This window comes from Helicobacter sp., from assembly GCF_029067145.1.
Taxonomy (GTDB): domain Bacteria; phylum Campylobacterota; class Campylobacteria; order Campylobacterales; family Helicobacteraceae; genus Helicobacter_D.
Window position 1 is genome coordinate 1 of sequence record NZ_JAIEFA010000011.1, and the last position, 10,163, is coordinate 10,163.

Consider the following 10,163-nt stretch of genomic DNA (forward strand, 5'->3'; position numbering starts at 1 on the left):
AGGGGAGGTTAAAGGGAATGGGGATTGAGAAGTTTATATAAGTTTATAGTTTAGAAAGCAAGAAAAGTGGTGAGATTTGAGGAATTGATAGAAATTATTTAAAAAATATTAGTAAATTATTATTATGAAACTTGACAATATAAGACTAAAGTTATATAATTTTGACAATTTTAAACAGAGGAGTTTTTATGAATATTTTAGAAAAATTAACCAATACCTTACACGAAACATTAGAGCAAGGGGCTTCTCTTGCACTACATAACAAAAACCAAGAAATTGAGCCGATTCATCTTTTTTGGGCAATGCTCACACATACCAACTCTTTATTAAATCAAGCTCTTAACCGCTTAAATTGCGATAAAAATTCATTAGAATTGGAAGCAAAAAGCCTTGCGGGCAATTTACCCAAAAGCAGCCAAGTCAGCAAGGAAAATTTAAGAATCTCAAAAAATTTACAAGAGCTATTCAATGCCGCTGATGGCAAAGCTATAAGCAATGGGGATTCCTATATTGCGCTAGATACTTTTATTCTAAGTGCATTACAACACGATTCTATTAAGCAGCTTTTTAGCAAATATTTAGATATTAATGAGCTAAAAAAGACTTTTGAAGCAATGCGTGCAGGGGCGAAAATTGACTCCCAAAGCGGTGATGAGAATTTAGAATCACTAGAAAAATTTGGCATTGACCTAACCAAAAAAGCCATTGAAGGCAAACTAGACCCTGTCATCGGTAGAGATGAGGAAATCACCCATATGATGCAAATCCTTATCCGCAAGACAAAAAACAATCCGATTCTGCTTGGCGAACCGGGCGTTGGAAAAACTGCGGTTGTAGAGGGGCTTGCGCAAAGAATCGTAAAAAAAGAGGTTCCACTCTCTTTGCAAAACAAACGCGTGATTGCCCTTGATATGAGTGCGCTCATTGCGGGTGCAAAGTATCGCGGAGAGTTTGAGGATAGGCTTAAAAAAGTCATTGATGAAGTCAAAAAAAGCGGAAACATTATTTTATTTATTGATGAAATCCACACCATTGTGGGCGCGGGTGCAAGTGAGGGCAGTATGGACGCAGCAAACATTCTTAAACCTGCCCTTGCTAGAGGGGAATTGCACACTATTGGCGCAACCACCCTTAAGGAATACCGCAAATACTTTGAAAAAGATGCAGCATTGCAACGGAGATTCCAACCCGTAACTTTAAATGAACCCAATGTGAATGAAGCCTTGCAAATTTTGCGCGGAATCAAAGAAAGACTAGAGGCACACCACAATGTAACCATTACTGATAGCGCATTAGTCGCAGCTGCTAAACTCTCCAATCGTTACATCACGGATAGATTCCTGCCTGATAAAGCCATTGATTTGATTGACGAAGCAGCGGCGGAGCTTAAAATGCAAATAGAATCCGAACCTAGCGAATTGTCTAAAATTAAACGCGAAATAGAATCCTTGCAAGTAGAGAAAGAAGCACTTTTAATGGAAAAAAATGACAAAAACAATGTGCGCTTGGAGGAAATCAAAAAAGAAATTGAAGATAAAAACGAGAAAAAGAAAAGTCTAGAAATGCAGTTTGAGAGCGAAAAGCAGGTTTTTAACGACATTGCAAACATCAAAATCAAGATTGATTCTCTAAGGACAGAAAGCGAGTTAGCAAAGCGCAATAGTGATTTTAACAAAGCAGCAGAGATTGATTATGGCAAGATTCCCGAGCTAGAAAAAGAGCTAGAATCCCAAAATGCAAAATGGACAAAAATGCAAGAGATGGGGACATTGCTTAAAAATGCTGTGCTACCGGAATCCATAGCCGCTGTGATTAGCCGATGGACACAGATTCCAATTAAAAAAATGTTGCAAGACGAAAAGGACAAGATTCTAGGCATTGAGAGTGAATTAAAAAAAGATGTTATAGGGCAAGATAAGGCACTGCACGCAATTGCTAGAGCCATTAAGCGCAATAAAGCGGGATTGAGTGAGCTTAATCGCCCCATTGGCAGCTTTTTGTTTTTGGGACCTACCGGCGTAGGCAAGACAGAATCAGCCAAAACCCTTGCGCGATTCCTCTTTGATAGCGAAAAGAATCTTATCAGAATTGATATGAGCGAATATATGGAAAAACACGCCGCAAGTCGCCTTGTAGGCGCACCTCCGGGATATGTCGGCTATGAAGAAGGTGGGCAACTCACCGAAGCTGTGCGCCGCAAACCTTATAGTGTCGTGCTTTTTGATGAGATTGAAAAAGCACACCCCGATGTGTTTAATATGCTATTACAAGTCCTTGATGATGGGCGTTTGACAGATAATAAGGGTGTTACGATTGACTTTAGAAATACAATTATCATTTTGACAAGCAATATCGCAAGTGCCGCTATTATGGAGCTCAAAGATGAGCAAGAGCGTGAAAATGCAGTCAAAGATGCGTTGAAAAATTACTTCAAGCCGGAATTTTTGAATCGCTTAGATGATATTGTAATTTTCAATCCGCTTGGATTAGAGCAAATCACGCATATTGTGGAGATTTTGTTTAAAGGAATCCAAAAGAAATTAATAGAGCGCAACATTCACATTACATTAGAACCAAGCGCAAAAGAATTTATCGCAAAAGTTGGTTTTGACCCAACCTTTGGTGCGCGTCCGCTCAAACGAGCACTTTATGAAGAAGTGGAAGATCGGCTAGCGGATTTGATTTTAGAGGGCAAAATCAAAGAGGGAAGCAAAGTTACTTTTTATGCACAAAATGACGCAATCCAAACGCGCATAGAATAATATCCATTTTAGGGCGTTTTCGCCCTATTTTTAAGATTCTTCATTTTAATTTAATATTTTTTTGCTATCATCACAACTTTACTTTGTTTTTTGATTCGGAGTATAGCGCAGCCTGGCTAGCGCACACCCTTGGGGTGGGTGAGGTCGTGGGTTCAAATCCCGCTACTCCGACCATTCTTTAATTGCTTTTTTTGTTTATGAAATCCGCTATTCTTGATTTGCAAAATTTACATAGAATCCGTTTGCATCTCCACAAATGTAATCCAAAATGTCTTTTTATCACAGCTCTCTAGTATTTTTGATTTTTCTTTCTTTTACTTTTTTGTCTTAGGCAATATGAAACATAGAAGAAAAAGGATTCTAACTTAAGAATTCCGCTTTACTTTTGTGCCTTTAAGATTTCCTCCAACGCACCTTGCACATCTCCGCTGTAAGCGATTTCATTTGCGCTCGTTTGTTCGTCCTGAAGCACTTTTGGGATTCTATCTTGCTTTTGTATCTCCTCTCTTAATGTCTCTAATTCCGTGCTATGATACGCATAAATCATTTGTGCAGACAACACGCCCTCTAGTCTTTCAATCTGCTTTAAAAGCTTGATTTCCTCTTCAATGCTTTGAGATTCCAAAGTTACGATGATTTTACCGCTTGCGTCTTGGTAATGACACTCTGCACCTTTGATTGCATTAATTTTCCCCCAAAGTGATTCTATGTCCTTCTGCGCGCATAGCACGACGAGACTAGACACATTAAAATCCTCTTCTTGCATTTTTACTCCTTAAGATTCCAAATTAAGATATTTTTCCCATCTTCGCTGCTAATTAGATGAGAATTCGTAAAGATAATATTATTCAACAAGCTCGTATGTCCGCTTAAATGCGTTATTTCTTGTTTATCTGAAATGCGAAAAACACTGATTTCGCTTTGTTCATTTTGCATATAAGCCCCCAATGTGGAATCCGCACTCATTCCCACACTATACACCAAAAAATTTGCCACGATTCCATAAGATTCCACTTTATTTGTCTTTAAATTCAGCCGATACACGCCTACTTTTCTGTCTTGCCCTGCGGTGATAAAAGTCATTATATCGCCTACTTTAGCAAATTGGACTTGATACACATTGTCCTTATTCTCACCCTCCAATTCCGCAATCACTTCTCCGCTATCAATAGAGCCAAAATACAAAATCCCCGATTCGCACGCTACTACATAGTAATTACTTGGAATCTCTAATGCGAAATCCGAAAAAGAAGCTTCAGAAAGCTGCTTGCGGTAAAGAATCTGTTTTTGCTTTATATCATACAGCACAATCTCATTGCTCGCAAGCCCCAAAAAAATCCGCTTTTCATCTACAAAAGCTGCTTTTTTAATATTTAAAGATTCCATATTGGGCAACATTTCCAAACTCCCCTTAGAAAATATAAAAAGATTCTTTGTACCAAAATTCCCCTCACTATGGATTAAAACTTGCTCTCCAAGCCTATCTACACTATAAACTTTGGGAGCATAAGATTCTGCATAGAAACTTGCAATATCGGGAAGCTTCGTAAGTAATTTTGGTGAGGATTCCTCAAGTCTTAGCTCCAAAACCTCTCCAAAATCCGTTCCAATCAGCAAGGAATTTTTGATGAGATGTGTAACGACAATGTTATTTTCTAAAACAATCTTTTTTTGAGGTTGAGAAGTTCTTTCTTTTGTAATCTTAGATTCCTCTGAATACATCATCAAAGGAGATACCCATAAAATCCATAGGATTGCCATCATTTTTTTAAGATAAATTCGCATTCGCTTTCCTTTAATTCTCACAAGATTCTAATATTATCGCTCGTGCAGGACAAGCTCCGATACACTCTCCACAACCGATACAATTCTTTTGAATCTCTGGATAAAACAATCCGCTAAAAATAATTGCTTGATTCTTTCCTAATACACTATAACAAACATCTTTGCAAGTGCAGCATAGGGTTTTATGGTAAGCCAAGCAAGTGAGTTCATTAATCTTAAGAACAAAATTCCAATGGGGATTCTGTTCTTTTGCGAGTCGCTCCTCTAACACTCCCTTTGGGCAAGCTTTTGCACATTCTCCACAAAGCTTACAACCGCTTGTTTCAAAATCTATATAAACTGCATTATGAGATATTTTTAAGATTCCACTTTTGCTTTCTTTGTTATAAATTTCCTCACAGACACGCACACAAGGTGCTTGTAAAGATTCCGCAATACATTGCCCACAAAATTTAGAAAAAAGAAAACGATTAAAATTATAAGGTGGCAAGGGCGCAAAGCCCTTTTGTTTAGGCTTTAACAAAGCTGTAAAAAGCTCCCTGCGATTCCGCATTAATTCACACCCTCATTCACAATGTCAATCAGATTGGATTTCGTGCTGCCATTTTCTTGACGAAAATCAGGTTCAAACTTATTGACAACCAATGGTGCAGCATTGACTTGTGTCGTATGACAAATCACACAATTAAAGCGGTTTTCGTCCATTTGCTCTTTCAAGTCTTTATTCTTACGAAAATTATAAAAATGCGATTTAGGCATTGGTGTCGCATTCACTGCCGCTGCCATTTCAGGTAAATGACAACTCGTGCAAGAATTATTTTCTTTCGTAATAGGCAACATATCCTCTGTTGTGTGTGAAATCATCGGCGGAGCGTTTTCAAACGCGCGGTCAATCAGTTCAGATTCTCCCGCTGCCTTACCATTATAGTCAAATGCACTTACTTTCACATTTTCGTTAAATAAAGTGCTTTTGCGCAAGCCTATTTCATTTTCACTATAACCGCCTTGACAACCTAAAAATATGAATCCAGCCACTGCTACACTCATAACCATTATTGTTTTGTTAAAATTCATTTTTTCTCCTTTTTAAATTCTAAGAGATTAAACGCTAAGGCATCATCTCCACAAACTTCAATACAACGTCCGCAACGCGTGCATTCACCACTTTTTATCACGCCACTTTTCTTTCCAATGATTCCTAAAACCTGCTTTTCCGGACAGATTTTTTTGCACTCCATACAATGCGTGCAAGATTCCAAATCATATTTGACCTTTAAAATCGCAAAGAAACTAAGGAGTGAATAAAATGCACCCAAAGGACAAATATGCCCACAAAATGCGTGCTTTGTTACAAATAAATCCAATAAAAACACTGCCAAAACAGCAAAAAAACCAACTCCAAGCCCAAAAATAATCCCGCGATGAAGCATAGAAATCGGGCTAATCGCTTCAAATGCCGCGATTCCAAAGATTATAGAGAGTAACAGACTAAGAGCCAAAATCACATAACGTAAAGAATTTTTCAAATAAACGAGATTACCTAATGCATCTAAACCAAAAGCTCGCCTCAAAAAAGAGGCAAAGTCTGTCACAAGATTCATAGGGCAGACAAAAGAGCAATAAGCTCTTCCTAAAAACAAACCATAAAGCAACAAAATCACCAAAGCACCAAGCAGTGCGTTTGCTCCAACGATTGAACCTGCAAAAAATAATTGCAAAATCGCATAAGGGTCGCTTAATGGAATCACTCCAAAAATAAGCGAGGAGCTAAGATTGCCTTGCAAAATTTTAAAGCTTGTATAATTTCCCAATACATACAAGGCTAATAGCCCTATTTGCACGATTCTACGCAAGAATAAGTAGTGATATTTTTGCATTACAAATCTCCGTTATTCAAATAATCTTGCACTTTAGAGCCAGAATCGCTTTTAGGGATTCTTTCTTTTGCTTCTTGCAAACGCATTTCATCTTCTGCTTCCCAGCCTTTAATATAGTTTGTTCCTACTTTACCAAGTGCTATTTCACGTGGCAGGACAATAATCGTCGCTTTTTCTGTGATACAAGCCTTTTCGCATTTGCCACAACCCGTGCAAACTTCGCTTTCCACCACAGGCAAAAGATAGGAATGCTTGCCTGTGCGCTCGTTGCGTTTAAGCTCCAGCTTAATGGCTTCACCCAAAAGCGGACAGGCGCGATAACAAGCGTCGCATTGAATGCCCCAATACGCGACACAATGCTCCTTATCCACAATCGCAACACCCATTTTGGCTAGATTAATTGCAAGTCCTTTTTCATTAGAAACCAATTTGGAATCCAATGCGTCCGTTGGACAAATCGGCACACAAGGAATATCCTCGCACATTTCGCACGGAATCTTACGTGGTTCAAAATAAGGCGTGCCTATGGGCTTTCCACTTCCTGCGTCTGCAAGTTTTAAGGTGTCAAAAGGACAAGCCTCCACGCACAAACCGCATTTAATGCAAGTCTTTAAAAATTCCTTTTCACTTAAAGCACCTGGTGGTCTTAAGATAAGAGGATTTGCTCTACCCTCTTGCAAAAACGCTCCCCAAACCAAACCACCAAGCCCTACAAGCGCAACCGCTTGTGCGCCACTTAGTAGAAATTTACGCCGATTGGTATTTTGTTGCATTTTATGCCTTATACACTTTTACCGCACATTTTTTGAAATCTGTTTGCTTAGAAATCGGACAAGTTGCGTCTAAACAGACTTTATTAATATAGACTTTTTCGTCAAACCAAGGCACATAAACAAGTCCCATTGGGGGACGATTGCGTCCGCGCATATCCACACGCGCTTTTACCTTACCGCGTCTTGATTCCACCCAAACCGCGTCATTTTGTTGCACACCAAGCTTTTTACCATCTTCTGGATTCATATAGCACAATGCTTCAGGCACAGCGCGATAGAGTTCTGGCACACGCATAGTCATTGTGCCACTATGCCAATGCTCTAACACGCGCCCTGTGCTTAACCAGAATGGATATTCTTTGCTTGGCATTTCGGGTGGGTCCATATAAGGACGGAAGAAAATTTTTGCTTTGTTTTTAAGTGAAAATTTCTCTTGAGTTTTTGGCGTTGTCAAATCCCCGCGTGGCAATTCTTTACCTGCTCCACCATAGAATGCAAACTCTCCATTTCCTGCTTTTCTCGCATAATAGTCGTATTTTGCATTGAAACGCCATTGGGTTTCTTTGCCATCTACAACAGGCCATCTAAGCCCACGCACCCTATGATAAGTATCAAAATCTGCTAAATCGTGTGCGTGTCCTACACCAAACTTGCGATATTCTTCCCAAAGATACTTTTGCACAAAGAATCCATAGCCTTTAAACACTTTGCCGTCGCTTCCAATCACTTCGCGTTTATCTCCAAAAACTTCAGAATTGATTGTGTCTTTTAGCATAGAATCTGTATTTTTATAACCTAATGCTTCTTTATTTGCATACAAGACATCATAGAGTGTGGAATCCTCATTATATCCCATTGCTTTTGCTGCTTCTAGCACATTGGGGAGCGTCAATTTATCGTTAATCTTTTTCTCGCCCCAAACTTCTTTAAGTTTAAATCGCTTAGAAAATTCCATCATCTGCCAAGTATCACTCATTGCCTCGCCTTGTGGGAGAACCTGTTGCTTCCAATGCTGTGTTCTACGCTCTGCATTCCCATAAGCACCCCATTTCTCATAAATCATCGCCACAGGCAGAATCAAATCCGCAACTTTTGCGCTAATGCCCGGATAGGCGTCTGAAACCACGATGAAATTATCCATTTCTCTAGCAGCCTTAATCCAATGGTTCGCATTTGCAGTGTTTTGCCAAGGATTATTCACATGCACCCACGCCCATTTAATTCTGCCATCTTCAAGATTCCGCATAATTTGCATAAAATGCGCGCCCGGTTGAGGATTGATTGTCCCATTTGGAAGCTTCCAAATCTTTTCTGTCATTTCTCTGTGTTTTGGATTCGCCACGACCATATCCGCAGGTAATCGGTGTGAGAATGTCCCTACTTCCCTAGCTGTTCCACACGCACTTGGTTGTCCTGTAAGCGAGAATGCACCACTTCCGGGTTTTGCTTGTTTGCCAAGCAGCATATGCACCATATAGCTTTGCTCATTCACCCAAGTTCCTCTTGTGTGTTGATTCATTCCCATTGTCCAAAAGCTCACAATTTTACGATTTTTGTCAATGTAATATTGTGCAAGTTGTTTGAGTTTGGCTTTAAAAGATTCTAAATTTTCGCTTGCATCGCCTTTTGCAAGTTTTGCAACAAAATCAAGCGTGTAAGGCTCTAATGCCTTTTTAAAATCCTCAAAAGAAATTTCCCAATGGTTTCCTGCGGCTGCATTGTGTTTGTTTTCCATTATATCGCCCGCTTTCATTCCCAAATACGCGAGCGTTACGCCCTCTGCTTCACTGATGACTTTAGATTTTTCTTTTGCTGCAATGTCTAGCTCTGCTGCACCATATTTTGCGTGTTTAATATCCGTGCGCAACCCATAACCAATATCGGCAAAACCGGTTGTAAAGATACAATTTTTCTTAACAAAATTCCAATCAATTGCGTTTGGATAATTATAAACAATCTCGCGTGCAATATAATTCCAAATTGCTAAATCTGTGTGTGGAGCAAAAACAATTTCAATATCTGCTAAATCCGAAGTTCTATTAGAATAAGGTGTGAGATTCACTACTTTTACCTTGTCGGGATTTGTCAGTTTTCTATCTGTAACCCTAGCCCAAAGAATCGGGTGCATTTCTGCCATATTTGCGCCCCAAGTAACAATCGTGTCGGTTAGTTCAATATCATCATAACAGCCTGCGGGTTCATCAATACCAAAAGTTTCCATAAACCCAACAACCGCACTTGCCATACAATGTCTAGCATTTGGGTCAATATTATTGCTTCTAAAGCCACCCTTAATCAGCTTGACTGCCGCATAACCCTCTTGCACGGTGTATTGCCCAGAGCCAAACACACCGATTCCGGTAGGTCCTAACTCATTATAAGCCTTTTTAAATTGTGCTTCCATTACATCAAAAGCTTTTTGCCAACTCACAGGTTGAAATCGCCCCTTTTTATCAAATTCACCTTGAGAATTTACACGCAAAAGTGGCTGCGTCAAGCGGTCTGCACCATACATAATTTTGGCATTAAAATATCCTTTAATGCAGTTTAACCCACGATTTACAGGAGCTGCTGGGTCTCCCTTAATTGCAACGATTTGCTCGTCTTTGGTTGCTACCATAATCCCACAGCCTGTTCCACAGAATCTACAAACGGATTTGTCCCATTTCCAGCCACCTTCTGCTTCTTTTGCTGCTGCTAAAACATTGCTTGGCAATGCGATTCCAACTGCACTCGCTGCACTCGCTGCTGCTGCCGTTTTTAAAAATTCGCGTCTATTGTATGCCACAAAAGCCTCCTTAAACTTAAGATTTAGCATTTCTTAATGCAAAAAAATTATAGCGATTTTGATTAATTTAAGAATTGATTTAGGTCAATATATATTTTATTATATTTCGTATTTTGTGTGCTTAGAGAGCCTTTATTAAAGATTTATTTTGATATTTTACATTTCTTTCTATTAACAC

The 10,163-nt window shown here is 39.3% G+C and carries 8 protein-coding genes and 1 tRNA gene; 2 read left to right on the forward strand and 7 right to left on the reverse strand.

Going from position 1 to position 10,163, the window contains the following annotated elements; translation table 11 throughout:
• Positions 1-188: 188 nt before the first annotated feature.
• Positions 189-2,762: an AAA family ATPase gene (locus K2N75_RS00820; RefSeq protein WP_297681380.1), complete on the forward strand. Its 2,574-nt coding sequence runs from the start codon at positions 189-191 to the stop codon at positions 2,760-2,762.
• 96 nt (positions 2,763-2,858) lie between these two features.
• Positions 2,859-2,936 (forward strand) — tRNA-Pro (locus K2N75_RS00825).
• A gap of 205 nt (positions 2,937-3,141) precedes the next feature.
• Here the strand turns inward: K2N75_RS00825 and K2N75_RS00830 are convergent.
• From K2N75_RS00830 to napA, 7 genes are read right to left on the reverse strand one after another with little or no spacing between them, the layout of a single operon-like run.
• Positions 3,142-3,528 carry a chaperone NapD gene (locus K2N75_RS00830; protein WP_297681381.1) on the reverse strand — a complete coding sequence of 129 codons (387 nt, stop codon included), beginning with the start codon at positions 3,526-3,528 and terminating at the stop codon, positions 3,142-3,144.
• A gap of 2 nt (positions 3,529-3,530) precedes the next feature.
• Positions 3,531-4,547 carry a nitrate reductase gene (locus tag K2N75_RS00835; RefSeq protein ID WP_297681383.1) on the reverse strand — a complete coding sequence of 339 codons (1,017 nt, stop codon included), beginning with the start codon at positions 4,545-4,547 and terminating at the stop codon, positions 3,531-3,533.
• A gap of 10 nt (positions 4,548-4,557) precedes the next feature.
• Positions 4,558-5,100, reverse strand: coding sequence for a 4Fe-4S binding protein (locus K2N75_RS00840; RefSeq protein ID WP_297681385.1), 543 nt, complete (start codon positions 5,098-5,100; stop codon positions 4,558-4,560).
• Positions 5,100-5,621, reverse strand: coding sequence for a nitrate reductase cytochrome c-type subunit (locus K2N75_RS00845; protein WP_297681386.1), 522 nt, complete (start codon positions 5,619-5,621; stop codon positions 5,100-5,102). Before K2N75_RS00845 ends, K2N75_RS00840 begins: the two co-directional genes overlap by 1 nt.
• The gene (gene napH, locus K2N75_RS00850) at positions 5,618-6,424 is read right to left on the reverse strand and encodes a quinol dehydrogenase ferredoxin subunit NapH (protein WP_297681387.1); all 807 of its coding nucleotides are present in this window, start codon (positions 6,422-6,424) and stop codon (positions 5,618-5,620) included. Before napH ends, K2N75_RS00845 begins: the two co-directional genes overlap by 4 nt.
• Positions 6,424-7,197, reverse strand: coding sequence for a ferredoxin-type protein NapG (gene napG / locus K2N75_RS00855; RefSeq protein WP_297681388.1), 774 nt, complete (start codon positions 7,195-7,197; stop codon positions 6,424-6,426). The genes napH and napG overlap by 1 nt, the downstream gene beginning before the upstream one ends.
• A gap of 1 nt (position 7,198) precedes the next feature.
• Positions 7,199-10,015 carry a nitrate reductase catalytic subunit NapA gene (gene napA, locus K2N75_RS00860; RefSeq protein WP_297681389.1) on the reverse strand — a complete coding sequence of 939 codons (2,817 nt, stop codon included), beginning with the start codon at positions 10,013-10,015 and terminating at the stop codon, positions 7,199-7,201.
• Between the last annotated feature and the right edge of the window lie 148 nt (positions 10,016-10,163).